Annotated in this window: 27 protein-coding genes and 1 pseudogene; 13 read left to right on the forward strand and 15 right to left on the reverse strand. The window is 72.4% G+C overall.

All coding sequences use genetic code 11. From position 1 onward, the window contains the following. The 4 genes from ACWEVP_RS19100 to ACWEVP_RS19115 form a co-directional block, all read right to left on the reverse strand. Complete coding sequence (locus ACWEVP_RS19100; RefSeq protein ID WP_086673211.1) at nt 1-207, reverse strand: helix-turn-helix domain-containing protein; 207 nt, start codon at nt 205-207, stop codon at nt 1-3. Then, on the reverse strand, nt 207-686 hold the full coding sequence (locus ACWEVP_RS19105; RefSeq protein ID WP_452063857.1) for a DUF2975 domain-containing protein: 480 nt from the start codon (nt 684-686) through the stop codon (nt 207-209). Before ACWEVP_RS19105 ends, ACWEVP_RS19100 begins: the two co-directional genes overlap by 1 nt. A gap of 31 nt (nt 687-717) precedes the next feature. Next, the gene (locus tag ACWEVP_RS19110) at nt 718-1,899 is read right to left on the reverse strand and encodes a PucR family transcriptional regulator (protein WP_452063858.1); all 1,182 of its coding nucleotides are present in this window, start codon (nt 1,897-1,899) and stop codon (nt 718-720) included. Nucleotides 1,900-2,003: 104 nt separating this feature from the next. Further along, the gene (locus tag ACWEVP_RS19115; protein WP_452063859.1) at nt 2,004-2,633 is read right to left on the reverse strand and encodes a class I SAM-dependent DNA methyltransferase; all 630 of its coding nucleotides are present in this window, start codon (nt 2,631-2,633) and stop codon (nt 2,004-2,006) included. A gap of 142 nt (nt 2,634-2,775) precedes the next feature. Here ACWEVP_RS19115 and ACWEVP_RS19120 point away from each other — a divergent pair, with 142 nt between their 5' ends. Further along, nucleotides 2,776-4,701: a glycosyl hydrolase family 28-related protein gene (locus tag ACWEVP_RS19120; protein ID WP_452063860.1), complete on the forward strand. Its 1,926-nt coding sequence runs from the start codon at nt 2,776-2,778 to the stop codon at nt 4,699-4,701. 25 nt (nt 4,702-4,726) lie between these two features. Beyond that, complete coding sequence (locus tag ACWEVP_RS19125) at nt 4,727-5,191, forward strand: nitroreductase family deazaflavin-dependent oxidoreductase (protein ID WP_452064010.1); 465 nt, start codon at nt 4,727-4,729, stop codon at nt 5,189-5,191. Here the strand turns inward: ACWEVP_RS19125 and ACWEVP_RS19130 are convergent. After that, the gene (locus ACWEVP_RS19130; protein ID WP_452063861.1) at nt 5,184-5,714 is read right to left on the reverse strand and encodes a GNAT family N-acetyltransferase; all 531 of its coding nucleotides are present in this window, start codon (nt 5,712-5,714) and stop codon (nt 5,184-5,186) included. The two genes, ACWEVP_RS19125 and ACWEVP_RS19130, sit on opposite strands and share 8 nt — an antisense overlap. A gap of 84 nt (nt 5,715-5,798) precedes the next feature. Here ACWEVP_RS19130 and ACWEVP_RS19135 point away from each other — a divergent pair, with 84 nt between their 5' ends. Further along, nucleotides 5,799-7,133, forward strand: a complete 1,335-nt coding sequence (locus ACWEVP_RS19135; protein WP_452064011.1) for a pyridoxal phosphate-dependent decarboxylase family protein — start codon at nt 5,799-5,801, stop codon at nt 7,131-7,133. Here ACWEVP_RS19135 and ACWEVP_RS19140 read toward each other — a convergent pair. Beyond that, entirely contained in the window at nt 7,127-7,519 is a 393-nt protein-coding gene (locus ACWEVP_RS19140; RefSeq protein ID WP_452063862.1) for a hypothetical protein, read from the reverse strand. The two genes, ACWEVP_RS19135 and ACWEVP_RS19140, sit on opposite strands and share 7 nt — an antisense overlap. A 154-nt stretch (nt 7,520-7,673) precedes the next feature. On the opposite strand from ACWEVP_RS19140, the gene ACWEVP_RS19145 reads away from it, so the two are divergent. After that, a complete protein-coding gene (locus ACWEVP_RS19145; RefSeq protein WP_452063863.1) occupies nt 7,674-8,858 on the forward strand; it encodes a glycoside hydrolase family 18 protein in 1,185 nt (394 codons plus the stop codon). Between the two features lie 50 nt (nt 8,859-8,908). On the opposite strand, the gene ACWEVP_RS19150 is transcribed toward ACWEVP_RS19145, so the two are convergent. Then, entirely contained in the window at nt 8,909-10,069 is a 1,161-nt protein-coding gene (locus ACWEVP_RS19150) for an MFS transporter (RefSeq protein ID WP_452063864.1), read from the reverse strand. A 54-nt stretch (nt 10,070-10,123) separates the two neighbouring features. On the opposite strand from ACWEVP_RS19150, the gene ACWEVP_RS19155 reads away from it, so the two are divergent. Together ACWEVP_RS19155 and ACWEVP_RS19160 are read left to right on the forward strand one after the other, a co-directional pair. Then, nucleotides 10,124-10,492 (forward strand): MerR family transcriptional regulator, encoded by a 369-nt coding sequence (locus ACWEVP_RS19155; RefSeq protein WP_452063865.1) that lies wholly within the window; start codon nt 10,124-10,126, stop codon nt 10,490-10,492. A gap of 483 nt (nt 10,493-10,975) precedes the next feature. Then, on the forward strand, nt 10,976-11,146 hold the full coding sequence (locus tag ACWEVP_RS19160; RefSeq protein ID WP_452063866.1) for a hypothetical protein: 171 nt from the start codon (nt 10,976-10,978) through the stop codon (nt 11,144-11,146). Between the two features lie 93 nt (nt 11,147-11,239). On the opposite strand, the gene ACWEVP_RS19165 is transcribed toward ACWEVP_RS19160, so the two are convergent. Both ACWEVP_RS19165 and ACWEVP_RS19170 read right to left on the reverse strand, forming a co-directional pair. After that, nucleotides 11,240-12,196: a LuxR C-terminal-related transcriptional regulator gene (locus ACWEVP_RS19165; RefSeq protein WP_452063867.1), complete on the reverse strand. Its 957-nt coding sequence runs from the start codon at nt 12,194-12,196 to the stop codon at nt 11,240-11,242. 113 nt (nt 12,197-12,309) lie between these two features. After that, complete coding sequence (locus tag ACWEVP_RS19170; RefSeq protein ID WP_452063868.1) at nt 12,310-12,732, reverse strand: DUF5709 domain-containing protein; 423 nt, start codon at nt 12,730-12,732, stop codon at nt 12,310-12,312. Between the two features lie 97 nt (nt 12,733-12,829). Between ACWEVP_RS19170 and ACWEVP_RS19175 the strand changes: the two genes are divergently transcribed. Further along, on the forward strand, nt 12,830-13,648 hold the full coding sequence (locus ACWEVP_RS19175; RefSeq protein ID WP_452063869.1) for a cyclase family protein: 819 nt from the start codon (nt 12,830-12,832) through the stop codon (nt 13,646-13,648). On the opposite strand, the gene ACWEVP_RS19180 is transcribed toward ACWEVP_RS19175, so the two are convergent. Continuing rightward, nucleotides 13,645-15,939 carry a putative bifunctional diguanylate cyclase/phosphodiesterase gene (locus ACWEVP_RS19180; RefSeq protein ID WP_452063870.1) on the reverse strand — a complete coding sequence of 765 codons (2,295 nt, stop codon included), beginning with the start codon at nt 15,937-15,939 and terminating at the stop codon, nt 13,645-13,647. The two genes, ACWEVP_RS19175 and ACWEVP_RS19180, sit on opposite strands and share 4 nt — an antisense overlap. Nucleotides 15,940-16,049: 110 nt before the next feature. On the opposite strand from ACWEVP_RS19180, the pseudogene ACWEVP_RS19185 reads away from it, so the two are divergent. The 3 genes and pseudogenes from ACWEVP_RS19185 to ACWEVP_RS19195 all read left to right on the forward strand — a co-directional run. Further along, nucleotides 16,050-16,184 (forward strand): annotated as a pseudogene (locus ACWEVP_RS19185) (hypothetical protein); the annotation flags it as partial. Between the two features lie 302 nt (nt 16,185-16,486). Beyond that, entirely contained in the window at nt 16,487-16,717 is a 231-nt protein-coding gene (locus tag ACWEVP_RS19190; protein WP_452064018.1) for a hypothetical protein, read from the forward strand. Between the two features lie 125 nt (nt 16,718-16,842). Then, entirely contained in the window at nt 16,843-17,475 is a 633-nt protein-coding gene (locus ACWEVP_RS19195; RefSeq protein ID WP_452063871.1) for a TetR/AcrR family transcriptional regulator, read from the forward strand. Here ACWEVP_RS19195 and ACWEVP_RS19200 read toward each other — a convergent pair. Beyond that, the gene (locus ACWEVP_RS19200) at nt 17,472-17,639 is read right to left on the reverse strand and encodes a hypothetical protein (RefSeq protein WP_452063872.1); all 168 of its coding nucleotides are present in this window, start codon (nt 17,637-17,639) and stop codon (nt 17,472-17,474) included. The genes ACWEVP_RS19195 and ACWEVP_RS19200 overlap by 4 nt on opposite strands. A gap of 403 nt (nt 17,640-18,042) precedes the next feature. Here ACWEVP_RS19200 and ACWEVP_RS19205 point away from each other — a divergent pair, with 403 nt between their 5' ends. Then, a complete protein-coding gene (locus tag ACWEVP_RS19205; protein WP_452063873.1) occupies nt 18,043-18,855 on the forward strand; it encodes a hypothetical protein in 813 nt (270 codons plus the stop codon). 3 nt (nt 18,856-18,858) lie between these two features. Here ACWEVP_RS19205 and ACWEVP_RS19210 read toward each other — a convergent pair whose 3' ends face one another. Further along, nucleotides 18,859-21,294, reverse strand: a complete 2,436-nt coding sequence (locus ACWEVP_RS19210; protein WP_452063874.1) for a hypothetical protein — start codon at nt 21,292-21,294, stop codon at nt 18,859-18,861. Nucleotides 21,295-21,625: 331 nt separating this feature from the next. On the opposite strand from ACWEVP_RS19210, the gene shbA reads away from it, so the two are divergent. Continuing rightward, nucleotides 21,626-22,255, forward strand: coding sequence for an RNA polymerase sigma factor ShbA (shbA, locus tag ACWEVP_RS19215; RefSeq protein WP_452064012.1), 630 nt, complete (start codon nt 21,626-21,628; stop codon nt 22,253-22,255). A 3-nt stretch (nt 22,256-22,258) separates the two neighbouring features. Here the strand turns inward: shbA and ACWEVP_RS19220 are convergent, their stop codons facing one another. The 3 genes from ACWEVP_RS19220 to ACWEVP_RS19230 form a co-directional block, all read right to left on the reverse strand. Continuing rightward, nucleotides 22,259-22,561, reverse strand: coding sequence for a cupin domain-containing protein (locus tag ACWEVP_RS19220; protein WP_452063875.1), 303 nt, complete (start codon nt 22,559-22,561; stop codon nt 22,259-22,261). 15 nt (nt 22,562-22,576) lie between these two features. Next, nucleotides 22,577-23,089, reverse strand: coding sequence for a sigma-70 family RNA polymerase sigma factor (locus tag ACWEVP_RS19225; protein ID WP_452063876.1), 513 nt, complete (start codon nt 23,087-23,089; stop codon nt 22,577-22,579). Nucleotides 23,090-23,313: 224 nt separating this feature from the next. Beyond that, nucleotides 23,314-23,679 carry an RNA-binding S4 domain-containing protein gene (locus ACWEVP_RS19230; protein ID WP_364462582.1) on the reverse strand — a complete coding sequence of 122 codons (366 nt, stop codon included), beginning with the start codon at nt 23,677-23,679 and terminating at the stop codon, nt 23,314-23,316. A gap of 224 nt (nt 23,680-23,903) precedes the next feature. Here ACWEVP_RS19230 and ACWEVP_RS19235 point away from each other — a divergent pair, with 224 nt between their 5' ends. Continuing rightward, on the forward strand, nt 23,904-25,427 hold the full coding sequence (locus ACWEVP_RS19235; protein ID WP_452063877.1) for a GMC oxidoreductase: 1,524 nt from the start codon (nt 23,904-23,906) through the stop codon (nt 25,425-25,427). Nucleotides 25,428-25,447 lie beyond the last annotated feature (20 nt).

Here is a 25,447-nt window from a genome sequence, read left to right on the forward strand (position 1 = left end):
CTACTCCTCCACCCACTCCAGCAGATCACCGGGCTGGCAGCCGAGGACCCGGCACATCGCTTCCAGCGTGCTGAACCGCACCGCCTTCGCCCGCCCGTTCTTCAGCACCGCCACGTTGGCCGGCGTCAGCCCGACCTTCTCGGCGAACTCCCCGACGCTCATCTTGCGCTTCGCCAGTTCGACGTCGATGCGCACGACGATCGCCATCAGATGACCGCTTCCATGTCGGTCCGCAGCGTAGTGGCCTGGCGCAGCAGCGCGCGCATGACCACCATCAGCAGGCCGAGCACGGTGATCCCGACGGTGACCAGGAACAGCACCATCGGCATCCCCGGGTCGTCGGCGTTGAAGCCGACGAACAGCAGCATGCCGACGAACACCAGCCAGGCCGCGCCGATGGCCCAGACGATCGCGTCGACCCACTTCAGCGACGCGGTGGTGAAGATCCGGTCCTTCTTGACCAGCGTGAGCAACTGCCAGGTCGCGACGAGCACCACCTGCACGCACAGCACGAGGAACACCGCGATGGCGGTCAGCGGCCAGCGCAGCGGAGCGTCGTGCGGGTTCTGCTGCGTGTGGTAGGCGATCCCGCCCGGCAGCGACAGCGTCTGGAACACGAGGAGGACGCCAAAGAGCACCACCAGGAACACTCTGAGCGCGCGAACGGCCCACTTCTCGGAAATCATGCGACGACTATCGCTCGATATCTATCGAAAGTCAATCGATCGAGTCGGGATCGAGACGTACCGACTCCAGTGCGACGTACAGCTCGCCGATGTCCACGGGGTCGCTCAGGTCCCGCTTGGTCAGGTCCTGCACCCGGCGCAGCCGGTACCGGACCGTGTTGGGGTGCACGAACAGCCGGTCCGCGGCCTCCTTCGCCGAGCCATGACCGGCGAACCACGCGAGCAGCGTGTCGAGCAGGACCTTCCGTTCCGCGCCCGGCAGCGCGAGCACACCGGCCAGCGCCGAGCGCACGACGTCGCGGGCCATCCCCGGCGCCGCCGCGACCAGCGTCGTCACCGGCGAGTCGCCGAACACGACCACGCCGGCCGTCGCCGACGGCAGCGAGCGGCGCGCGATCCGGGCGCGGTGCAGCGCGTCCGGGACGTCGGGGAACCCGCTGAACGGCCGGCTCATCCCGGCCGCCACCGGCAGCGAGCCCAGCACTTCCCGCAGCCGCCGGACGTCCTCGATGCGGTCGATCGCCACCAGGCCGGCCTCGCCGCCCGGCCGCCACGCCGACCGCCAGCGGCGCGCCCGCAGCAGCGCCTCGACCGTGTCGTGCTCGTCGGGTTCGACGCGCTCGGTGACCACCGCGACGAACATCCCCGCGGTCGGCAGGCCCAGCTCCCGGGCGGCGGCCTCCATGTCGGCCTGGCTCGCGAGCCGGCCGCGCAGCAGGTCGTCGAGCAGCCGGACGTTGGCGTGCGACGGCTCGGCCGCGACCTCCTCGTAGGCCGTCGTCAGCGCGTCCGAGTAGAGGTCGATCGCCTTCCACACGTAGGAGTTGATCTCGATCGTCCGGGTCGGGTTGAGGAATTCCGGGCCGGCCAGCTCGAGCAGGGCCTCGTAGACGAAGGTGCCGCCGATCCGGAAGGCGCGCAGCACCGCGGGCAGCGGGATGCCCTGCCGGGCCTGGACGAGCCCGGTCTTGCGGGCGGCGTCGAGGGCGAGGCCGCGGCCCTCGGCCAGCGCGGTCAGGGCGCGTTCGAGATTGGCGTGGCAGACCTGCCGCAGCTCGTCCGGCGCGACGTGGTCGACCTGCCGGTAGAACTCGTCTTCTTCACTCAGCAGCCGGGCGAGGCGGTCGGCGAACTCGGGCAGTCTGGCCAGCATTTCGCGCACCAGCTCGCGGTGTTCGCGAGGGACTGGCCTGGCCAGAGCTTCGATGCCCATTCCTCACTTTAGCTCGGGTCCCCGGCCCGGGACATGCACGAACTTGAGCAAAATTCATGTCCACCGGGTGATCGGCCCGGTGAGGGGTTGACGCCACGATCGACTCACGAAGGGCGGCGCCCGACGAGGTAGAGCTGGTCTTCCGGGCGAACCGCGGGATGGGGCGATTCGTAGCGCACCTGCTCCCGGTAGACGATCTCGAGACCCGCGGACTCCAGCCGGGCGGCGAAGGTCCCGGCGGGGTAGGTGCTGGCGCGGATCGGATGCCCGAGGAACGCGAACTCGACCCCGTCGGCGTCGGCCGCGACCGTCCCGAGCACGAAGTGGCCACCGGGTGCCAGCCACGACGCGGCCTTGGTGAGCACCGCGTCGATCTCCGCCCGGGTCATCTGCAGCAGCGAGAAGAAGGCGGTGACCACGTCGGCGCTGCCGGCCGGGCGGGTCAGTTCGCGCAGGTCCGCCTGGGCGAACCGCGCCGCGGGGACCTGCTCGCGGGCGATCTCGACCATCTTCGCCGACACGTCGTACCCGGTCACGTCGTGTCCGGCGGCCGCGAAGGTCTCTGCCACCGGTCGGCCGGTGCCCGAGCCGAGGTCGACCACCGTGGCGCGGCCGGGCAGCCGGTCCAGCAGCCACGTCAGCACGGCCCGCTGGCCCGGCTGGTCCGGGAAGGCGGCTTCGTAGTCCTTGCCCAGGGCGTCGAAGACCTCGGCGGCGGTTTCGGGGCGCGTCATGCGCCCACCCTGCCAGACGTCCGGTTGCGCAACTTACGAATCAAATCGCGCAAGTGCAGAGTAAGTTCACGAAAAACCTTGTGGTACCGAGGGTCGTCGACCTACTCTTCCGCGGCACTCCATTCGAGAATCGAGGTCCGCGATGGCCCGCCGCACCTTCGGAACCGTGCTCGTCGCGGTCGTCACCCTGCTGTCGGTGGCCGCGCCCGCGTCCGCCGCCGTCCGGCCGGTGGTGACGCGGGCCGCGCTCGACCCGGCGCTCGTCGCCGGCCGCGGCGCCGACGTCCCGTTTCTCGAGCAGGAGGCGGAGAACGCGCGCACCGACGGCGTCGTGATCGGGCCCGACCGCTCGGCCTACACGCTCCCGTCGGAGGCGTCCGGCCGCCGCGCGGTCCGGCTGGCGCCCGGGCAGTACGTCGAGTTCACGCTGCCGGCCGCGGCGAACGCGATCACCGTCCGCTACAGCATCCCGGACGCGCCGAACGGCGGCGGGATCACCGCGCCCCTCGACGTCACCGTGAACGGCGCCCACCGGCAGCGGATGACGCTGACCTCGCAGTATTCCTGGCTGTACAACCAGTACCCGTTCACTAACTCCCCCGACGCGGACCTGCTGCACCCGGACTGGTGGATCACCGAGTGCTCGTGCGTGCCCGCGGCCAGCACGCCCGCGCCGGTGATCGAAAAGCCGTTCCGCCCCACGCACTTCTACGACGAGCAGCGGCTCCTGCTTGGCGCGTCCCACCCGGCGGGGGCCAAGGTCCGGCTCACCGCGTCGGCGGGCGCGGCGTGGACGGTCGTCGACCTGCTCGACTCCGAGCGCGTCGCGCCGCCGCGCGTGCTTCCTTTCGCGGCCGACGCGGTGCTCTTCGGCGCCGACCCGACCGGCCGCCGGGACTCGGCCGACGCGCTCGACCGCGCCATCGCCTTCGCGCGGCGCGCGCACCTGAAGGTCTACCTGCCGCCCGGCACCTACCAGGTGAACCGGCACGTCATCGTCGACGACGTCACGATCGAAGGCGCGGGCAGCTGGTACACGATCGTCAAGGGGCACGGCGTCGGCATCTACGGCAAGGAAGCGACCGCGGGCGGCAGTCACGGCGTCCACCTCACCGGCTTCGCGATCGAGGGGGACGTCCGGGAGCGCGTCGACACCGACCAGGTCAACGCGGTCGGCGGCGCGCTCAGCGACTCCACTGTGGATTCGCTGTACCTGCACCACACCAAGGTCGGCCTGTGGTTCGACGGGCCGATGGCGCGCACGCGGATCACGGGCAACGTCATCGCCGACCAGATCGCCGACGGCCTGAACTTCCACACGGGAGTGACGGACTCGATGGTGGCGAACAACTTCCTGCGCAACACCGGCGACGACGGCCTGGCCATGTGGTCGGAGAAGGCGCAGGACGCGCGGAACACGTTCGACCACAACACGGTCCAGACGCCGGTGCTGGCCAACGGGATCGCGCTCTACGGCGGCGTGGACAACGTCGTCTCGGGGAACCTGATCGCCGACCCGATCCGCGAGGGCAGCGCGATCCAGGTGGGCTCGCGGTTCGGCGCGGAGGCGTTGGGCGGGACGGTGCGGATCGTGGACAACACTACCGTCCGGGCGGGAACGTTCGAGCTGAACTGGAAGATCGGGCTCGGCGCGATCTGGTTCTACGCGCTGGAAAAGGACATCGCCGCGGACGTCGAGGTGACCGGCGACCACTTCCTCGACAACACCTACAACGCGATCATGCTGGTCAGCGACTTCCCGGTGAAGGACCGGTACTCGATCACCGGCCTGCGGTTCGCCGACCTGCGCGTCGACGGCGCGGGGACGTCGGTGGTCAGCGCCCGGTCGGCGGGGTCGGCGTCGTTCCGGAACGTGGCCGCGCGCGGTGTCGGCGCGGTCGCCGTCAACAACTGCGGGTCGTTCAACTTCCCACCCACGGGCTCGGAGTTCGCGCTGACCGACCTCGGCGGCAACGGCAGCTGGCTCGCGCCGTGGCTCCTGCCGAACACGATCACCTGCGACGACCGGCCGCCGGTCGTGCCGCCCCCGCCGCCTTCGGGGTGGTGACCGCTAGGGTTTCGCCGTGGCTGGTTTGCGGGGTGTCTTCGCCGGGTTCGGCAAGAGCAGGGCGTTCGCGGTGCTCGGACGGGCGCTCGTGCCCGCCGACCGGGTGCTGCTGCGGGTCACCGGCGGCCGGGTGGGGGTCGGCGCGGCGGTCGGGCTGCGGACGCTGCTGCTCACCACCGTCGGCCGGCGCAGCGGCGAACCCCGGCAGGTGCCTCTGCTGTACGTCGAGCGCGGCGGCGGGTACGTCGTCATCGGCTCGAACTGGGGCGGCGAGGCGCATCCGGCGTGGTCGGCGAACCTCCTGGCCCAGCCGAAGGCGACGGTCGCGATCGGCGGCCGGACCACCGAGGTCACCGGCCGGCTCCTGACCGGCGACGAGCGCCGGGAGATGTGGGACGCCGTCGCGTCCTACTGGCCGGCGTACGACCGCTACGCCGTCCGCGCGGGCGACCGCGAGATCCGCGTCTTCCTGCTGGAGCCGGTCAGATGAGGTCGGTGTGCCGGATCCGGTACACCTGGAGCCGCAGGTTGTAGTACTTCTCGGTCTCGCCGACCCACTGCATGCCGAGCCGCTTCGCGACGGCGATCGCGCGCGTGTTGTTCGGCCGGGCGACGGCGAAGAGCTCGTCGGTGTCCTGGGTGAACGCCCACTCGATCAGCGCGGTCGCCGCTTCCGACGCGTAGCCCCGGCCCCAGACACCGGGCGCGAGCTGCCAGCTGAGCTCGAGGTCCTCTTCGAACGGCGGCAGCAGCCGGATGCCGAGCCCGCCGATGACGACGCCGTCCTCCTTGCGCTCCACGGCCCAGCGCCCGCGCGGCGGCGGCAGGTTCGGCTGCGCCTCCTGCCACGCGGCCAGGACCGAGCGCATGGCGCCGACGTCGCCGACGCGCTCCATGGCCGGGGTCAGCCAGTGCGTGACGTCTTCCGCGCCGTAAATGGCGTACGCGGCTTCGGCGTCGGCAGGCGTCCAGTCCCGGATCACGAGCCGGTCGGTGCTCAGCGGGGTCTCCATACCAGGACGCTACGCCGCGCGGCCCGTGATTGTTCCCGGCTCCGGTGCACGTCACTCCGGGCTTACAGTCACCTCGTGGACGAACTGCGTGACCTCCTGGCCCGCGCCGCCGAGCTGGCCGCCGACCACCGGGCCGGGCTCGAAGACCGCCCGGTGGCCCGGCCCGTCGACCCGGAAGCCCTGCGGGCGGGGTTCGGGCAGCTGCGCGACGCTCCGACCCCGCCCGCCACCGTCCTCGAAGAACTCGCGAAAGCCGCCGAGCCCGGGCTGGTCGCCACCGCCGGGCCGCGGTTCTTCGGCTTCGTCGTCGGGGGCGCGCTGCCCGCCGCCACCGCCGCCGACGTCCTCGCCGCCGGCTGGGACCAGAACGCCTTCAACGCCGTTCTCTCACCCGCCGCGGCCGCCGCCGAGCGGGCCGCCGGGGACTGGCTCAAGGACCTGCTCGGCCTCCCCGCCACCGCGTCCGCCGGTTTCGTCACCGGCGGGCAGGCCGCGAACACCGTCGGGCTGGCCGCCGCCCGGCACCACGTGCTCGCCGAAGCCGGCTGGGACGTCGAGCGCGACGGGCTCGCCGGCGCCCCGCGCGTCCGCGTCGTCGCGAGCGAGGAACGGCACGCCACCGTCGACCGCGCCCTGCGGCTGCTCGGCTTCGGCACCCGGGCCGTCGTCCCGGTCAGGGCCGAAGCGGACGGTGCCATCGACATCGCCGACCTCGCGGCCAAAGTCGACGGACCCACCATCGTCTGCCTGCAGGCGGGCAACGTGAACACCGGCGCCTGCGACGACATCCGGGCCGCCCGCGCGGTCGCGCCGGACGCCTGGATCCACGTCGACGGCGCCTTCGGGCTCTGGGCCGCCGCCAACCCCGCGACCCGGCCGCTGCTCGACGGCGTCGAGCTGGCCGACTCCTGGGCCTGCGACGGCCACAAGTGGCTGAACGTCCCGTACGACTCGGGGTTCGTCTTCTGTGCCCGCCCGGACGTCCACGCCGAGGCGATCGCCTACCGCGCGGCCTACCTGACCGGCGCCGGCGAAGTGTCCGGGATGGGCGACCTGACGCTGGAATCGTCGCGCCGCGCCCGCGGCTTCGCGGTCTGGGCCGCGCTGCGCGAACTGGGCCGCGACGGCGTCGCCGAACTCGTCGACCGCTGCTGCCGGCTGGCCCGCCGCTTCGCCGCGGCCCTCGCCGACGGCGGCGCCGAGATCGCGAACGACGTCGTCCTCAACCAGGTCCTCGTGTCCTTCGGGGACGGCACCGACGCGATCGTCGACCGGGTGCAGCGCGACGGCACCTGCTGGCTCGGCGGAACGACCTGGCGCGGCCGCCGGTACCTGCGGATTTCGGTGTCCGGCTGGACGACGACGGAGGCGGACGTCGACCGCTCGGCCGCGGCGATCCTCCGGCTGGCCGCTCAGTAGCCTTCGCGCACCGAAAGCGGGTCCGTCCGCCAGCCGATCTGCTTGTCGGCACCGGTCGGCCAGCTCGACGACAGCCGCCGCCGGACGCTGCCGAGCGCGCCCAGCCGGACGAGGTCGACGCGGGAACCCTGCGCTGCCAACGATGTCACCTCGGCGGGGGTGAGCGGGACGAAGTCGAAGTACTGCGCGTCCTCGCCGCCGGACCAGTCGACGAACTCGGTGAAGATCGCGGCGAACCCCTGGCGGCACTCCGGACATTCGCGCAGCGAAATGCCGAAGTGGGACTGTTCGACCAGGCGGTGGGTTTCCCGCAGCCGGGTCGTGCAGAAGGCCAGCGCGGTGAGGGCGTCTTCGCCGGAACAGCGGGCGCAGCCGAACTCGGTCATCGGCCGATCATGCCACGCCGTGAATTCGCGCCGGGCTGCGGTGTCATCGCGAAACCTTTGACCACAACGTTTCGCCCTGGTCCGCAGTGGTCTGGACCTGTTAGCCTCAGCGCGCCACCCAGTCCGCAGGCCGGAAGGGAAAGTCGTGCTCCGCATGAGAAAGAGCGTCGCTGTCGCCGCACTGGCGCTGGCCGCCGCCGGCGTCGTGGCGCCGTCCGCCGAAGCGAGCCAGCCTTCGGGCAAGGTGATGGCCTACTTCGCCGATTGGGACGTCTACGCCCGCAACTACCACGTCAAGGACATCGAGACGTCGGGTTCGGCCGCGAAGCTGACCCACATCAACTACGCGTTCGGCAACGTCACGGGCGGCGGGTGCGCCGTCGGCGACCCGTGGGCCGACCACGACATGCCCTACGACGCCGCCATGAGCGTCAACGGCCAGGCCGACAGCGGCCCGCTGCACGGCAGCTTCAACCAGCTCCTCCAGCTGAAGAAGCTGCACCCGAAGCTGAAGGTGCTGTGGTCGTTCGGCGGCTGGACCTGGTCGGCCGGCTTCCCGGAGGCGGCCAGGAACCCGGAGGCGTTCGCCGAGTCCTGCTACAACCTCGTCAACGACCCGCGCTGGGCGGGCGTCTTCGACGGCATCGACATCGACTGGGAATACCCGAACGCCTGCGGCGACACCTGCGACACCAGCGGACCGAAGGCGTTCACGGCGCTGGTCAAGGCGTTGCGGGCGAAGTTCGGGCGCCAGCTCGTCACCGCCGCGATCACCGCGGACGGCTCTCGCGGCGGGAAGATCGACGCCACCGACTACGGCAGCGCGAGCCGGTACCTCGACTGGTACAACGTGATGACCTACGACTACTTCGTCGCGGGCGGCCAGCCGACCGGGCCCACCGCGCCGCACTCGCCGCTGCGGTCCTACCCGGGCATCCCGCACGCCGGGTACTACGCCGACGCCGCGCTCCAGAAGCTGCGCCACCAGGGCGTTCCGTCGTCGAAGATGTTGCTGGGCCTCGGTTTCTACGGCCGCGGCTGGGACGGCGTGACGCAGAAGCAGCCCGGCGGCACCGCCGCCGGCCCGGCTCCGGGCACGTACGAAGCGGGCGTCGAGGACTACAAGGTCCTCAAGACCACGTGTCCCGCGAACGGCAAGGTGGCCGGTACGGCGTACGCGAAGTGCGGTTCGCAGTGGTGGAGCTACGACACGCCCGAGACGGCGTCGGCGAAGGCCGGGTACGCGAAGTCGCAGGGGCTCGGCGGGGTGTTCGCCTGGGAGCTCTCGGGCGACACCGCGAACGCGGAACTGCTGCGGGCCATCGCCGGCCGCTGCTGACCCACCAGCTGGAGGGCCCGGGCGCGAACCCGCCCGGGCCCTTCGTCCACTCAGGACTTCGCCGGGAAACCGTGCCGCCGGGCCCCCAGGACCACGGCGAGCACCGGCAGCAGGAGCAGCAGCAGCGTCCACGGGAACGAGGACGGCCCCGCGGCGTCGAGCAGGACGCCGCCGAGCACGCCACCCGCGGCCATCGCCGCGTTCCACAGCGTGACGAGCATGGCCTGCGCGTTGTCCGCCGCGTCGCCGCCCGCGTTCCCGGCCGCGGTCTGCAGGAGCGTCGGGACGCCGCCCCAGCCCAGACCCCACAGCGCGACGGCGGCGTAGACCAGCGCCGGGCTGCCGGCCGCGGTCGCCAGGATCGTCGCGGCGACGGCGACCAGGAGCGTGCTGAGGACGGTCAGGGTGCGCAGCGCGCGGTCGACCCGCACGCCGACGATCCCGATCCCGGCCATCGACGCGATGCCGAAGACCAGCACGACGACGTCCACCGCGCCGCCCATCCCGGCGTGGCCGAGGAACGCGGCGACGTAGGTGTAGAGCACGGTGTGGGCCAGCACGAACACCAGTGTCACGGCCAGCACGGGCGCGACCCCGGGCACGGACAGCGTGCGCCGGACCGGCACCCGGCCGCCGGTCCGCCCCGGCTGGTCGGGGACCTTGAGGACGATCCAGGGCAGGAGTGCCACGGCGATCGCGGACATGACGCCGAACGCCGAGCGCCAGCCGAGCAGGCCGCCGAGGAACGTCCCGGCCGGGATGCCGAGCGACAGCGCCAGCGGGATGCCGGCCATCACCATCGCGATCGCCCGGCCCGGGTTGCCGGGGTCCAGGCGCCGGGCGTACCCGGCCAGCAGTGCCCAGACCACGCCCGCGGCCACCCCGGCGACGAACCGGGCGGCCATGGTCAGCGGGTAGTCCGCCGACAGCGCCGTCACGGTGTTGGCGACGGCGAAGCCGGCCACGCCGGCCAGCAGCAAGCGTTTGCGGGACCTGGTCGCGGTGGCCGCGGCGAGCGGGATCGCGGTGAGGGCCGTGCCGAGGGCGTAGATCGTCACGGCCTGGCCGGCCGCGGCCTCGCCGACGCCGAGGCCGGCGCTCATGCCGGGCAGCACGCCGGCGGGCAGCGCCTCGGTGAGCACGGTGACGAACGCGGCGGTGGTGAGGGCGAGGAGGGCGGGGGTCTGTCGGCGGACTTCGGTGCTCGTCATGCCGCTATGCTCGAACCTTCACATACGTGTGAAGGTCTACGTGAGGTGGGGCACATGCGGATCGGCGAACTCGCGGAGCGGACGGGGACGTCACGGCGGCTGCTCCGGTACTACGAGGAGCAGGGCCTGATCATCGCCGCCCGCGGGCCGAACGGCTACCGGGACTACGACGAGCCGACGGTCGACCGGGTGATCCAGGTCCGCGGGCTGCTCGACGCGGGGCTGCCCACCAGGATCATCAAACAGATCCTGCCCTGCCTCGACAAGCCCCGCGCGATCTACTTCCCGGACGCGACCCCGGAGATGATCGCGACCCTCGAACAGGAGCGCGACCGCATGGCGAGACGAGCGGAGTGCCTGCTGCGCAACCGCGACGCGATCGCCGAGTACCTCGACGCGGTGCGCGAGTACAACCGGGTCTAGTCGGGTTCGTCGGGAGTCCGCACCCAGTGCAGGGTGTCGGCTTCGGGCCACCAGCCGGCGGGTTCCGGCCGCGGACGCGCCCCTTCATCGGCCCACCATCGCGGAGGCGCGTCCTCAGCCATGGGACGAAGGTAGGAGGGAGCCAGGGCCGAGCACACCGGTCGAGGGCGGCCAACGTCCGGTTCCGGCCGGTTCGGCTGGAAGGGGCCGCGCGGTCGCCGGGGCGGTTCGGCGCGGCGCGGCCGGTTTCGACGGGGTGGCTCGTTTCGGCGAGGCGGCCGGGCGTGGCTGGTTCGCGGGGGCGGCCGGGCGCGGCCGATTCGGCGGGCGGCCGGGCCGGTTCCGGTCGCCCGGAGGGGCCAGCCCGGCCGGGATCGCCGGTGGCCGGAAGCGGACAGTGGCCGAACCCGCCCCTGCCGGCGCACGGTGGTCCCGCTTTACGTTTGGTCCCGGAAGAAGATCACTTCGCGGGGAGAAACGACCATGATCAAGCGAGCCTTGGCCGGCCTGGCCGCGGCGGCGGCGATCGGCACACTGGGCGCACCGGTGGCGGCCGCGGCGCAGGGGACCGGCGACCCGGCCGTCCGGCCCCCGGGAACCGTGTGCGTCTGGATCTGGACCGACGGCCCGCCGGAGTGCCGCAAGCTGGAGTAGCCCAGGGGAGGGGCGGCTCCGGAGGGGGAGAAGCGCCCCGATGTGGCCTTCGGTGCGTCAGACGCAACCAAGACCACATCGGGGCGCTCGGGGTCAGCCGAGCCAGCCCAGCCTGGTCGCCGCGAAGACCGCCGCCACCCGGTTGTCCGCCTGCAGCGCCTCCAGCAACCCCTGCACGTGCCTCCGGACCGTCCGCTCGCTCACGTCCAGGTGCCGCGCGATCGCGCCGTCCGTCATCCCCGTCGCCAGCAGGTCCAGCACCTTCGCCTGCGTCGGCGTCAACCCGTGCCGCGGGCGGGATGCCGGGCCGTTCACCGCCACCGCCTGGCTCCACACCAGCTCGAACAGCATTCGCAGCGCCGCCACGATCGTCGGGCTTCGCACGAACAGCGCGCCCTCCATGCCGCTCGGGTCCAACGGCACCAGTGCCGAATGGCGGTCGGCGATCACCATCTTCATCGGCAGCTCCGGCGCCACCCGCATGGTCCAGCCCGCCGCGACGCTCGCGTCGACGATCTCCTTGGCGCCCTCGAACTCCAGCGCCGCGCGCTCGTACACGTTGCGCAACGCCACTCCGCGCTCGGTCACCGCCTCCGGCAGGCGCATCACCGTGCTCGCGTCCGGCTTGCGCTTGAAGTGGTGCGTCGTGAACGTCAGGAACTCCTCGCGCGCGGACAGGCACAGCTCCAGCGACAGCGAGCCGATGCGCCGCGGGTCCGTCAGCACCTCGACGGCCGAATCACCGCCCGAACCGTTCGCCGCCCGGTACACCGCCTGCAGCACGTCCAGCTGCTGGCGCGCGGCGACGATCTGCCGCTGCTGCTCCAGCAGCTGCTGCTGCGCGCCCAGGATGGCGTGGTCGACCGCGCGCACCGGCTCCATCGGCGCGATCACCGGGTCTTCGCGGTAGTCGCGGCGCACGAACCCGCGGTCGAACAGCTCCCGCATCTCCGGGCTCTCGGCCCGCGGGTCGTCCAGCGGGAGCGGCCCGGTGCGCACCATCGTGTCGTACAGCGCGCCCGCGCCCGGTGTCAGCAGCCCCTCGAGCATCCGTGTCCCTTCCGGCAGCGTGGGCGGACCCGGCCGGATCCGGACACCACCGCGCTGCCGCCTACCCCACGCGCCGGACGGGGGAAAGGATTAGGCCGGTCGCCGAATCGAGGTCACCACCGGCGGGACGGGTCGATCACGTGGACGGCCGCCTCCTCCGCCGAAGCCGCGCCGCCGTCGATGCCGGCGTCGGACGCGTACAGCTCTTCGTCGCTGTCTTCGCCGAAGCCCTCGTCGGTCGCCACCAGGCGGCCCGCGCGGACGTCACCCACCTCCTCGTCGATCAGCTCGCCGTCGGTGTCTTCGCTGTCGCCGAGGCCGTCGCCCTCGTCGTCGGCCAGGTCCGGGACCTCGCGCGCGAGCCGCCCCTCCCAGCTCTCGCCCTCCGCGGTCTCCCGCGCGGTCGTGCCCCACTCCTCGGTTTCCCGCGGGCGCTCCGGCGGTGAATAGCCCTCCGCCAGCTCGTCGCGGTCGACCAAGGTGTCCTCCGGGTCGAGGATGCCTTCGTCGGCGTGGTCTTCGATGTCGTCGTCCATGTGTCCATCCTCGCTCAGCTCCTTGGCCCCGCGCGGCCCGGGTGATATCACCGTGCAGCGCACCGCACGGGCGGTGTTCCGGTGAAAGGTGACCTCCATGCCGATGAGACGCAGGGTGCTGGCCGCGGGACTGGCCGGTGTGTTCGGCGCCGCGCTGTCCGGGCGGACCGCCCAGGCCGCGACCGCGCCGCCGGTCCGGCTCGACCAGCTGAACCTGGTGAACCTCTCGCACGTCAACGATCCCGCCACGACGAACGTCTTCCCCGGCGACCCGGCCTTCGAGCTGGAAACCATCGCCACGATCCCGGACGACGGCTACTACCTGCAGTTCGTCCGCGAGGGCGAGCACACCGGCACGCACTGGGGCGCGCCGGGCCACTTCAACACCGGCGAGCCCCTCGCCGACGACCTGGACCCGGCGGATCTATTCCGGCCGGCCGTGAAGATCGACGTGAGAGCGAAGGCCGCGGGCAACCCCGACTACGCCGTCACGATCGACGACCTCAAGGCGTGGGAGAAGCGCCACGGCCGCATCCCCGGCGAGTCCGTCGTGGTGCTCTGGACCGGCTGGGACGCGAAGTGGGGCACCCCGGCGTACCCGAACACCGACGCCGACGGCGTGCTGCACCAGCCCGGCTTCTCGATCCCGGCGGTCGAGTGGCTGATCGACACCGGACGGCTCGGCCGCCGCGGCGGCACGGGCACCGACACCTTCAGCCCGGACGTCGGCACCGACGAGACGTACACGGTGTCGAAGCTGGTCTACCGGCGCCACCGGATCAGCCTGGAGATCCTGGCGAACCTGAAGGCGCTGCCGGCGACGGGCGCGTGGGTACTGGCGGGCGGCCCGATCAACCGGAGGGGAGCGGGCTCGACGGCGACGATCTTCGGCGTCCTCCCGCCCGGGGTCGGCTAACCCGCGGGGATCGCCGACAGTCTCAACGCCGACAGCGGCGCGGGGCGGCCGTAGCGGTAGCCCTGCGCCGTCGTGCACCCGGCCGCGGTCACCAACGCGGCCTGTTCGGCCGTCTCGATCCCCTCGGCGACCACGTCCAGCTCCAGGTCCGCGCACAGCCCGACCAGCGACCGGCACAGCGCCGCGTCGCGGTCGGGCTGCACGCCCGTCGTCAACGCGCGGTCCAGCTTGATCAGGTTGACCGGCAGCGCGTGCAGCACCGTCAGCGAGCTGTAGCCCGCCCCGAAGTCGTCCAGCGCCACCCGGACGCCCAGCTCCTGCAGCCGCCGGATCGCCGCCGCGCCCGCGGCCAGGTCCGGGACCGGGACCGTCTCGGTGATCTCGACGACCAGCCGGGACGCCGGCAGCCGGTAGCGCTCCAGCGCCGACCCGACGCTCTGCTCGATCGCCGCCGCGCCGAGGCGGCTCGCGCACACGTTGACGTGCACCGTCAGATCCAGCCCGGCCGTGGTGATCTCGCGGCACGCCAGGTCCAGCACCAGCGCGTCCAGCTCGGCGCCGAGCCCGGCGCCCTCGGCGGCGCGGACGAACGTCTCGGGCGACACCGACGTCCCGTCGCGCATGGTCCAGCGGGCCAGTGCCTCGACGGCCACGGGGGTCTCGTCGGCCAGCCGGACGATCGGCTGGAACACCAGGCCGAACCCTTCGGGGATCCCGTCCGCCGCCCGCCGCAGCGCGGCCGGGAAGTCCGGCGGGCCGTCCTGCGACGGGCGGTAGACGACCGTCGTGTCCTTGCCCAGCCGCTTGCCCGCGTACATCGACGTGTCCGCGCGGCCCAGCAGCACGTCCGCGGACACCAGCGGCTCGGCCGGGTCCGGCACGACCAGGCCCATGCTCGCGCGGACGGGAACGAGCGTGCCGTGCACCGCGAACGGCCGCCGCAGCGCGCCCTGGATCCGGTCGGCGACGGCCTGCGGCGCGTCCAGCTCCCCTTCCAGCAGGATCGCGAACTCGTCGCCGCCCAAGCGCGCGACGGTGTCGCCCGCTCGCACGCAGCTCAGCAGCCGCTGCGCGACGGCGTGCAGGAGGACGTCGCCGCCCGCGTGCCCGAACCGGTCGTTGACCTCCTTGAAGTCGTCGAGATCGACGAAGATCAGCACGAGCGGCCGGTCGACGGCCTCGACGGCCCGGTCCAGCCGGTCGGCGAACAGGGCGCGGTTGGCCAGGCCGGTCAGCGGGTCGTGGTAGGCCTGGTGGGTCAGCTGCTGCTGGCCCTCGTACACCCGGCGCAGCAGCAACCGGTTGTCCAGCAAGGAAAGCAGCTGCCGGGCGAGCACGAGGAACACCACGAGCACGCCGACGAACACCTCGACGCCGTCCGGGCCGGCCCCGGCCAGCAGCTGCACGGTGATCAGCAGCGCGACGGCGGTGACCGGGACGTACGGCAGCGCGAGCTGCCACCAGTCGACACCGGCCGCCGGGCCCGCGTCCTCGCGCTGCCGCCGCCCGGGCGTCACCAGCAACGCGAACGCGATGAACAGCGGCCCGAGCACGAACCCGCCGTCCGACCACGGCTTCATGCTCTCCGCGCCGATGCTGACGAGGTAGGCGAAGACGCTGTCGGAGCAGGCCAGCGCCACGATCCCGACCGCGGCCAGCAGCAGGTTCGCCCGGTACGGGCGGTCCACCCGGTCGAACACGACCAGCAGCACGGCGACGACCACGATCACCAGGTCCGACAGCGGGTAGGCGATGGCGACCGACCAGGTCAGCTTGTCCGGCGCGGTGGCGCGCACGAGCTGCCCGAGCGCCGCGGTCCAGGTGAGGATGAACAGCGAGCCGGTGACGACCAGGCCGTCGAGCACGACCGCGACGCCGAAGTGGGCGGTCCACTGGGCGGGCTGCCAGCGTTCCCGGTCCGGCCGGACCCGCGCCCGGGCCAGGACGAAGAGCGCGGCGAGCGCGAACACCGGGAAGCTCAGGTAGCCGACGTCGGCGAGGGATGGCGACGGCAGCCCGCGCCCGTCGATCAGCTGGTACCACGACCAGGCGCACTGGCCGAGCGACCAGCCGGCCATCCCGACCGCGACGAGCACCCGCCACCAGCGCTGGTGCCCCCGGACGCGGCGCGCGGCCAGGACACCGCAGACGACCGCGCCGACCCCGGCGCTCAGCTGCATGGCGTCGTCGATCCAGAGGGCGAGGGTGTCGCCCCAGAACGCGAAGCCGTTGACGACGACGAGGGCCACCGTGCCGAGGACGAGCAGGGCCGCGACTGGGTACCGCCGCACTGTCATGGCACCTCACGTGGGTCACCCGCCGGTCGGACCGGCAAACACTACACCGCGTGCCCGCCGCTTCACGGTCACCGCACCGGTAGCCGGGACCGGTTGGTCAGGCGATGTCACGCCGGTGCAGCAGCAGGCCCGGCGGCGCCCGCCCGGTTCGTCGAAGCGGTGTGAGCGAGAACGACGTGCTGACCGAGCGGCCGCGGCTGATCGGGATCGCCTACCGGCTGCTGGGTTCCCTGAGCGACGCCGAGGACGTCGTCCAGGACGCGTACGGCCGGGTGGTACGCCCTGTCCGTGCGGCAGCGGGACGCGATCGAGCGGCCAGGGGCGTGGCTGACGACGGTCGCGAGCCGGATCTGCCTGGACCTGCTGGGCTCGGCCCGGGTCCGGCGGGAGCGGTACCCGGGCGAGTGGCTCCCGGAGCCGCTGCCGCCGGACGGCCTGGCGGACCCGGCCGAAGCGCTGCTGCTCGACGAGTCAGCTGGCGACGTCGGCCCGGCGCCGCGTGCGGCCCGCGCCGGCTCCGCCGGTTCCGGGGGACGCGGCGGTGGTCCGGGCGTTCAAAGCGGCTTGGGAAGCGAGGGACATCGCCGGGCTGGTCGGGCTGCTGGACCCCGCCGCCGTCGCGGTCGCCGACGGCGGCGGGAACGTGGCCCGGTACGCGGTCGGGATCACCCGCCGCGTGCCGGCGATGACGCTGGTGAAGCGGGTGGTGAACGGACGGCCCGGGCTGGTGGCCGAGCGGGACGGGGTGGTCGAGACGGTGCTGGCGGGGTGATCCGGCGGATCTGGGCGGTGCGGAACCCGGAGAAGCTGCGCCCCTGGCGGACGTCGGGTGCGGAAGCGCTGGTCAACCGCCCGATAGACTGATCCCGGCAGTCCCCGACGTGACGGACGGTGCAGGTGACAGAGGCGAAGGAGCGGACCCGGGACCGGATCTCGAGCCGCCGGGTCGACAAGTTCGCCGACCGCCGGGCCCAGCTGGCCGAGTCGGCGCTGCAGACCCTGGCCGAGCTCGGCTACGCGCGCACCAGCCTGCGGGAGATCGCGCAGAACTCGGAGTTCTCGCACGGCGTCCTGCACTACTACTTCGCCGACAAGGTCGACCTGCTGACCCACTGCGTGCGGCAGTTCGAGGAAGTGTGCGTCACCCGCTACGACGAAATCGTCGCCCGCGCGCGGACGGCCGAAGAGCTGGAACGGGACTTCGCGGCGGCGATGGCCGCGACGCTGCGCGCGGACGCCAAGCTGCACCGGCTCTGGTACGACCTGCGCAACCAGAGCCTGTTCGAGGAGTCGTTCCGCGCCGACGTGCTCGAGATCGACCGGCGCCGCGAGGAGATGATCGACCACGTCGTCGTGCGCCACGCCGAGCTGGCGTCCGTGCCGGCCGGCGTGCCGCGGTCCGTCGCGTACGCGCTGTTCGACGGCCTGTTCCAGCAGGCCCTGCTGCGCCACCTGGCCGGGGACGAGGACGCGGCGGCCGAGCTCGAGCGGGCGGTCCCGGCCGTGCTGGCGCGCGTCGTCGTGGCCTAGGGACCCAGGCGTTCGTGCGGGGTCTGCGGCGCCGGCACGACGAACGCGATCACCGTCGCGACCACCCCGACGAACAGGGACAAGTGCGCCGCGGCCGGCACGGCGCTGATCAGGAACAGCCGCAGCGACCCCGAGATCAGCAGGCGCCACACCTTCGGGCTCATGATCAACAAGTACCCCGGTCCGCGGGCGGCCACGCCTCGGTCACCCACCGGGGTGGCGTGCGGGAGTTCGACGATTTCGACCCGCCGGCGCGCGGCAGCCGTGTTCGGGCACCCCGGACGGCCCCGCGATTTTCCGCGCGAAATCGGTGCGGCCCCGTCAAGAATGCGGCGGATAACGATCCGTTTGCCGCCGCTTGATCGACTGGACAGCGGCGTCGGCGCTGACGAATATTGATCCCCGTGCGGTAAGGGCGAGGGAGGAACGGTGGACCTCAGTGCGGCGGACGTGGTCGGTGAGTTGAAGGTTCTGCGCAAAGGGCGGGGAATTTTCACCACACCCCTCGCGGATCGCGTCGGACCCGCTTTGCGCGCCGCATGCGGCATTGTGGAAGATGACGACTCGGTGGCGGTCCGGCGTAAACTCACCGACCGATTGCGGCCGCTCGTCGAGTCGTTGCCGGACGACCTGAAGATCGCTCTGCGGGCCGCGTTCGCGCTGGACGAGCGCGCGCGAAAGCCGTTCTACCAGGAACGGGTGCATTGGGCGGCGATCACGCTCGATCGCGACGACCGGACGGTTCGGCGGCGGATCGACGAAGGAATCGAGCAGGTCGCGGCAATGGCCGTCGCGGCGGGCGGGCCCGATCCGCGGCCGCGCTATCCGAGCCGCAGTTGGCACACCGAAGAACTGCGCGTGACGCTCGCACTCGACCAGCCGGTGGCCGAGGCGTTCGAATTCCGCCGGGTCGTCGCCGACGCCGACGAAATCGCTGAGCTCGACCTGGCGCTCACGCTCACCGCGGGCGCCGAATCCGGCGATTCGGTGCGGGAGTCCGATCTCGAGGTCGACGTGTTCCACGGCGGCGCGCTCGCCGGTCGCGCGATGGAGTCGAGCGACCGGGTGGGGCTGGCGCTGCGGTTGCCGGAGCCGTTGCGGCGCGGCGAGCGGCACGACATCGGGCTGCGGTTCCGGGCGAACATGCGCCAGCCGCACTACATCTGCGTGCCGCGGCACCCGTGCGACCTGTTCGACCTGCACGTCCGGTTCGGCGACCGGGTGCCGGAGCGGATCGTGCTGCTGGAGAAGGCGTTCCAGAACGACACCCGGTCGCCCCGCGGCGCGGTGCTGGAGGCCGACGAGGTGGGCGAGGTGCACGTGCGGTTCCGGCACCTCGCGCCGGGCTTCGCGTACGGGATCGGCTGGCAGTGCGCGTGACGCTCAGGGCAGGACCAGCCGCACGATGCCCTGGGCCGCCCGCGCTTTCGCGGCCAGGCCGGGGGTGCCCCGCCGTTCGGCGTCCCGGGCGGCGCCGTCGACGAGTTCGGTCGCTCGATCGAGCGGTCCGCGGCCGCTGAGGGCGAGCGCGAGCCCGAGGTCGAGGCGGGTTTCGACGGTTTCCGGGTGGGTCCGGCCGAGAAGGCGGAGCTGGGGGCCGAGGATGCCGTCGAGCAGGTCGGCCTGCCGGTCGAATTCGCGCAGCCTCGCGTGCGCGAGGCCCATGCCGTGCCGGAGCCGGTGGTGCAGCGGGTGGTCGTCGCCGAGCACCCGCCGGACGGCGGGCTCGGCCCGCCGCAGGGCGGCCAGGGCCTGCTCGGGCCGGTGCCGCGCGCGGGCGGCGTGGACCGACGCCGTCAGGGTGAGGGGGCTTTCGACGCCGAACCGCCGCGCGTAGGTCTTTTCGAGATCGGCGGGCTCGTGGCCGCGCAGGGCGGCTTCGGCTCGGATCACGTCCGCGTCCGGGTGGTCGAGTGCTTCGGCGACGTCGTGCGCACGCTGTGCGTGGCCGGCCTGGAGGAGGTTGCGGGCGTATTCGAGGGTCAGCGCGCCGGGCGGGCCGAGCGCGGGTTCGAGGAGGGCGATGGCTTCCCCGGGGTGGCCGCGCAGCCGCCGGGCTCGGGCGGCGTGCAGCCGCTCCTCGGCGGTGGCCGGACGGTGGGTGCGCCAGAAGAGGCGGTCGGCTTCGGCGTAGTCGCCTCGGCTGTCGAGGACCTGGGCGACGACGCGGGCGGCGAGGTGGTGGCCGGCGGCGAAGGCCCGGCGGGCGTGGGCGAGGGCCTCGGGAACGAGCCCGCAGGCGAGTTCGACCTGGGCGGCGGCGGCGAAGTCCGCGGAGGTGGCTTCGCCGGAGGAGAGGATGACGGCATGGATTTCCCCGGCGGCGGCGGGATCACCGCAGGTTTCATGAGCGGCGGCGACGTGCCGCAGGAGGGCGACGCGGTGGGCGGGACTGTGCTCGGCCAGCGCGCGGGCGTGCTCGATGAGGTCCGTGTGGGTGATGGAGGTCAGGTGGCTGGGTGAGGAGGGGGTGGCTGCGCCTGTCGGGGTTGGCGGGGAGTCGGTGGGCCCGGCTGCGCTCGCGAGGCTCGGTGGGGGGTCGGTTGGGTCGGTTGCGGTGGTGGGGGTTGGCGGGGAGTCGGTCGGCCCGGCCGCGCTGGTGAGGGCTGGTGTGAAGCCGTTCGGTCGAGCCGCGCCCGGCGAGGCCTCGGCCTGCCCGCCCGTGCTCGGGAAGGCGCCGCCCAGCTCAACCGCGCCCGGCTCCTCCGCGCCCAGGTCGCCCGCCAACCCCCTCACCACCACCGCCGCCGGCCCATCGGCCGCCGGCTGTCCGAACTCGCCGCGGGCCACCTCCACCGCCAGCGCCTGAAGCCGCACGCCGCCCTCCTCCCGCACCGCGAACCCGTGCTCGACCAGCTCCGCCACCGCCGCGCCGCACGTCACCTCCGGTGGGAGCGGCGAAGGCGCCAGCACCGATCCCAGCCGCAGCAGCTCGCGCGCCGGGCGCCCCAGCCGCAGGAGCACCTCGCGGATCGCCTGCGGTGCCGTGTCCGGCAGCTCCTCCAGCGCCCGGCCCGGCCGCTCGCGCAGCAGGAACTCCGCCGCCCGGAGCGTCATCGGGTGGCCGTCGCAGCGGGCGGTGAACTCCGCCGTCGCGGCCGGCAGCACCCGGCGGGCCTCGGCGACCGTCAGGCCCGGCACGTCCACCGTCGCCCCCGGCCAGTGGGCCGTCCGGCTCGTCATCAGCGTGCGGACCGACGGCGCCGGCAGCAGCACCCGGGCCAGCTCGCCGGGTGGCACCCCCGCCGGGACGTCGTCGACCAGCACCAGCACCCGCGAACCCGCCGCGTCGATCCGGGCGCCGAGCCGCGCGCGCAACCGGTCGAACCCGCCGGCGGACGTGCCCGCGGCCGCCGCCAGCGCGAGGTGGAACCGGGACAGGAAGTCGTCCGGGTCGAGGTGGCCGAACGGGCCCGTCCGTAGCACCCGGCCGCCGAACCGGCCGGCCAGGCACGCGTACTCCTCGGCCAGCGTCGTCTTGCCGGCGCCCGGCAGGCCGCGCACCAGCACCGCCCGCCGCGCGGCGAGTTCACTGTGGACGGTCCACAGCAACGCGCACCCGGGGCCGGCGACGGCTTTCTCGCGCACCCGCCGGACCAGGTCCGGGAGGGGTTCCCCCGGAACCATCGCCAGGACGCGGCCGGACCGAGCCGGGTGGTCGGCGAGCAGGACGCGGGAGGCCGCCAGATCCGGCGCGATCTTGTCGAAATCGTCGAAAGGGGAACTTCGGAAAACGCGCAGCCCGTCGGCGCGCAGGGCTTTTTCCACGCTGCCGGACGCCGCGGGACACAGGAAGACGTCGAACCGGTCGGCGGTCAATGGGTGATCATGGCTTCGGTTCCCGGGAGGTCGAGTTCGGTCACGCGCCAAGGATCGGACCGGGCCGCGAATTCGCTACGCCCGGCAGGATCTGTCCACTATTTGACCTGCCCGGCGGGCAGGACCGCCGGGAAAGCCCGGTGGGCCGTTTGCGGTTAACGGACAATATCTGGACAAGAACCACACTGCTGCAACGTTGCTGGTCAGCGCCTCGATTACTCCGATTGTCGGACTGGGAACCGGGAAAAGCGGATGCGGGCCAGTGTGGTCCATTGCGGACGGCGGGTCCCCGGTCCGGTGGACGGATGCGAGGAGGGAACCCGTGGACACCATGATGGCGGAGACGGCGGTCGACGGCTACGTCGTGCTCGAGGAGCTGCCGCGCCCGGACGGGAAGCTGACGAAGGAGCAGCTCGACCCGGTCGTGGCGGCGGCGCGCGCCGGCGACCCGGACGCCGTCCAGGCCCTGCTGCGGCTGATCAAGCCGACGGTCGTGCGGTACTGCCGCGCCCGGATCGGCGGGCGCGACCTGTCCTACCTGTCGGCCGACGACGTCGCTCAGGAGGTCTGCCTGGCCGTGCTGAAGGTGCTGCCCGGCTACCAGGACCGCGGCGGCTCGTTCCTCTACCTGGTGCGCGCCATCGCCGCGAACAAGGTCGCCGACGCCTTCCGCTCGGTGGCGCGGGACCGGTCGAAGCCGGTGCCGGAGCTGCCGGACCGGCCGCTGGGCGGCAACGAGCCGGAGAGCCACGTGCTCGGCCTCGACCTCGGTGCCCGGCTGGGCAAGCTGATGGCGTCGCTGCCGCCGCTGCACCAGGAGATCCTGTCGCTGCGGGTCGTCGTCGGCCTCTCGGCGAACGAGACCGCGGAGGCGCTGGGCATTTCCGCCGGCAACGTCCGCATCACGCAGTACCGCGCGCTGACGAAGCTGCGCGGCATGATCGGCGACGGCGGGTTCTGAGCGTCACTCCAGCCATTCGGTGATGAAGTGGTCGCTCTCGTGGATGTGCACGGCTTCGTAGACACCGGGGCCGAGCACGGCGAACTTGTGCGGCGTGCCGGCGGGGACGACCAGCACGTCCCCGGCGCCGCCGTCGCGTTCGGTGTCGCCGACGGTGAACCGCGCCCGCCCCCGGATGATGACGAACGTCTCGGTGTACGGGTGCTTGTGCAGGCGCGGTCCGGAGCCGACGACGTCGGTGCTTTCGCGGATGACGGAGATCCCGGACCCGACGTCGCGTCCTTCGAAGTTCTCGCTGTCGCTCACCGATCCAGCGTAGCTCTAACCGCCGACCACTTTCCGCAGCTGGCTGAGCGCCCGGTGCTGGGCGACGCGGACCGCGCCCGGCGTCGACCCGACCTGCTCCGCCGTCTCCTCGGCCGACAGCCCCACCGCGACCCGCAGGACGAGGATCTCGCGTTGCCTCTCCGGTAGCACCTGCAGCAGCTTCGCCATCCGCTCGCCCAGTTCGCGGCGCAGGGCGTGGTCTTCGGGGTCCATCGAAACGTCGGCCTCGTCGGGGAGCTCGGCCGCCGGCTCGTCCCACTGGCGCGCCGCCGCCTTGCGGGCGGCCGTGACCTTCTGGCGGGCGATGCCCTGGACGAACGTGGGGAACGGCCGGTCCGGCGGCCGCGCGGTCAGTGCCTTGAACACGGCGACGCACACGTCCTGCGCGACGTCGTCCGCGGAGCACCAGGTGGCGTGCCGGGTGCCGAGCCGGGCGCGGCAGTAGCGCACCACCAGCGGCCGTGCGGCGGCGAGCAGGCGGTCCGGGGCTTCTTCTGCGGTTGTCATGGTTCCCCTCCATCCGGCGGGGGTACTACCCGTTTTCCCCCGGTACGGACCCGGACCGCGCGAATTCCCCGCTATCGCCGGTCAACGACCGCGCGCGATGGCGATTCCGAGGTCATCGGGCGAGATGACCATCGCCCGGAGGGTGCGCAGCGGCGACCGCACCACCGCGGTGAATCGTCGCTGTCGTGTTGCGGTCGACCCATTTCCGGAATGGGCCGACCGCCTCAGAACTCCTGCTGCCGGAACGCGTCCAGCACGCGCCGTTCCCTTTTGGTCGGACGGCCCGCGCCGCGGTCGCGCCGGGCGACCGGGATCGCGGTCTCCGGCGGCGGCTTCGGCGTCCGGTCGACGTAGCACGTGACCGCGTCCGGCGCGCCCACGCGTTTCTGGATCACCCGTACCACGTCGAGGATCCTGGTCGTCCCGCCGATGCGCAGGCGGACCTCGTCGCCCGGCACGACGGTCGTCGCGGGCTTCGCCGGCTTGTCGTTGACGCGCACGTGCCCGCCCCGGCACGCCGCTGCGGCGTCCGGACGGGTCTTCGTCAGCCGGACCGCCCAGAGCCAGCGGTCCACTCGGGTCGACTCCACAGTCGTCCATCATGGCCCATTCAGCGGAATCCTCGCGCAGCCCCGGGAGGTTACTCGTGGGTATATGTCGACTTGTCTGCACCACTGAGTTATAACCTGTTCTAATATACCTCAACGGTGAGGACCATCACATGCGTGACGAATCCGTATGGAGAACAGCTTCTGGGCAAGTTTCCCGTCGTCTTTTCATCGCAGGAACTGGTTCTATCTTGGCGGCCGCGGCTGTGGGGAGCCGGGCGGCCGCCGCCACCATCGCCGACGCGGCGCGCGTGCCCGCCCTGGTGATCGGCTCGGGTTACGGCGGTTCGGTCGCCGCCCTGCGCCTGGCCCAGGCCGGCGTCGACGTCCAGCTCGTCGAAATGGGCATGGCCTGGGACACGCCCGGCTCGGACGGCAAGATCTTCGCGAACACGACCAGCCCGGACCAGCGCTCCTTCTGGTTGCGCACCAGGACGAAGCAGCCGCTGTCCAACTTCCTCGGGTTCCCCATCGACAAGGACATCCCCAAGTACACCGGCATCCTCGACGCGGAGGAGTTCGGCGGGATCATCGTGTACCAGGGCCGCGGCGTCGGCGGCGGCTCGCTCGTCAACGGCGGCATGGCCGTCACGCCGAAGCGGGAGAACTTCGGTGCGATCCTGCCGACGGTCAACGCCGACGAGATGTACGGCACCTACTACCCGCGCGCCAACGCCGGCCTCGGCGTCGGCCTGGTCGACCCGGCCTGGTTCGACTCCGCCGAGTGCTACCAGTACGCGCGCGTCGGCCGGAAGCAGGCGCAGCGGTCCGGGTTCCCGTTCATCTTCGTCCCGGACGTCTACGACTGGAACTACATGCAGCAGGAGCAGGCGAACACCGTGCCGCGGTCGGCGCTGGCCGGGGAAATCCTGTACGGCAACAACTACGGCAAGAAGTCGCTGCAGAAGACGTACCTGCCGCAGATCAAGGCGACCGGCCGGGTCACCATCTCGCCGCTGCACCGGGTGACGTCGGTGACGCCCGCGTCCGGCGGCGGCTACGCGGTGACGCTGGAGCAGCTGAACACCTCCGGCGCGGTGATCGCGACCAAGGGCGTCACCGCCGACAAGGTGTTCTTCGCCGCGGGCAGCGTCGGGACGAGCAAGCTGCTGGTGAAGCTGAAGGCCACCGGCGCGCTGCCCAACCTCAACGGCGAAGTCGGGAAGGGCTGGGGCGACAACGGGAACGTGATGGTCGGGCGCGCCAACCAGATCTGGGACCCGACCGGCAGCCTCCAGTCGTCCATCCCCTGCGGCGGCATCGACAACTGGGCCGCGGGCGGCGCGTTCGCGGAGGTGGCGCCGCTGCCGACCGGGATCGAGACGTGGGCGTCGTTCTACCTGTCCATCACGAAGAACCCGAACCGCGCGCAGTTCTCGTGGAACCCGGCGACGCAGAAGGTCGACCTGAACTGGCAGACGGCCTGGAAACAGCCGGGGATCGACATGGCGAAGTCCATTTTCGACAAGATCAACGCGAAGGAGGGGACGATCTACCGCACCGACCTCTTCGGCGTGTACAAGATCTGGGGCGACCACCTGACGTACCACCCGCTCGGCGGCGCGGTGCTCGGCAAGGCGACCGACAACTACGGCAGGCTGGCCGGCTACCCCGGCCTGTACGCGATCGACGGTTCCCTGATCCCAGGCAACACGAGCGTCAACCCGTTCGTGACGATCACAGCCCTGGCCGAGCGCAACATCGAGAAGATCATCGCCACCGACTTCTAGCAGTCTCCCGCGGCCCTCGT

The organism is Amycolatopsis sp. NPDC003865 (assembly GCF_053605345.1).

Bases quoted from the DNA above. Each gene is read 5' to 3' on its own strand.
- ACWEVP_RS19120 (WP_452063860.1), top strand. From the start codon at position 2,776: ATGGCCCGCCGCACCTTCGGAACCGTGCTCGTCGCGGTCGTCACCCTG.
- ACWEVP_RS19225 (WP_452063876.1), bottom strand. From the start codon at position 23,089: ATGACAACCGCAGAAGAAGCCCCGGACCGCCTGCTCGCCGCCGCACGG.
- ACWEVP_RS19160 (WP_452063866.1), top strand. From the start codon at position 10,976: ATGATCAAGCGAGCCTTGGCCGGCCTGGCCGCGGCGGCGGCGATCGGC.
- ACWEVP_RS19200 (WP_452063872.1), bottom strand. From the start codon at position 17,639: ATGAGCCCGAAGGTGTGGCGCCTGCTGATCTCGGGGTCGCTGCGGCTG.
- ACWEVP_RS19165 (WP_452063867.1), bottom strand. From the start codon at position 12,196: ATGCTCGAGGGGCTGCTGACACCGGGCGCGGGCGCGCTGTACGACACG.
- ACWEVP_RS19150 (WP_452063864.1), bottom strand. From the start codon at position 10,069: ATGACGAGCACCGAAGTCCGCCGACAGACCCCCGCCCTCCTCGCCCTC.
- ACWEVP_RS19170 (WP_452063868.1), bottom strand. From the start codon at position 12,732: ATGGACGACGACATCGAAGACCACGCCGACGAAGGCATCCTCGACCCG.
- ACWEVP_RS19145 (WP_452063863.1), top strand. From the start codon at position 7,674: ATGAGAAAGAGCGTCGCTGTCGCCGCACTGGCGCTGGCCGCCGCCGGC.
- ACWEVP_RS19110 (WP_452063858.1), bottom strand. From the start codon at position 1,899: ATGGGCATCGAAGCTCTGGCCAGGCCAGTCCCTCGCGAACACCGCGAG.
- ACWEVP_RS19130 (WP_452063861.1), bottom strand. From the start codon at position 5,714: ATGGAGACCCCGCTGAGCACCGACCGGCTCGTGATCCGGGACTGGACG.
- ACWEVP_RS19175 (WP_452063869.1), top strand. From the start codon at position 12,830: ATGCCGATGAGACGCAGGGTGCTGGCCGCGGGACTGGCCGGTGTGTTC.
- ACWEVP_RS19100 (WP_086673211.1), bottom strand. From the start codon at position 207: ATGGCGATCGTCGTGCGCATCGACGTCGAACTGGCGAAGCGCAAGATG.
- ACWEVP_RS19155 (WP_452063865.1), top strand. From the start codon at position 10,124: ATGCGGATCGGCGAACTCGCGGAGCGGACGGGGACGTCACGGCGGCTG.
- ACWEVP_RS19105 (WP_452063857.1), bottom strand. From the start codon at position 686: ATGATTTCCGAGAAGTGGGCCGTTCGCGCGCTCAGAGTGTTCCTGGTG.
- shbA (WP_452064012.1), top strand. From the start codon at position 21,626: ATGATGGCGGAGACGGCGGTCGACGGCTACGTCGTGCTCGAGGAGCTG.
- ACWEVP_RS19140 (WP_452063862.1), bottom strand. From the start codon at position 7,519: ATGACCGAGTTCGGCTGCGCCCGCTGTTCCGGCGAAGACGCCCTCACC.
- ACWEVP_RS19115 (WP_452063859.1), bottom strand. From the start codon at position 2,633: ATGACGCGCCCCGAAACCGCCGCCGAGGTCTTCGACGCCCTGGGCAAG.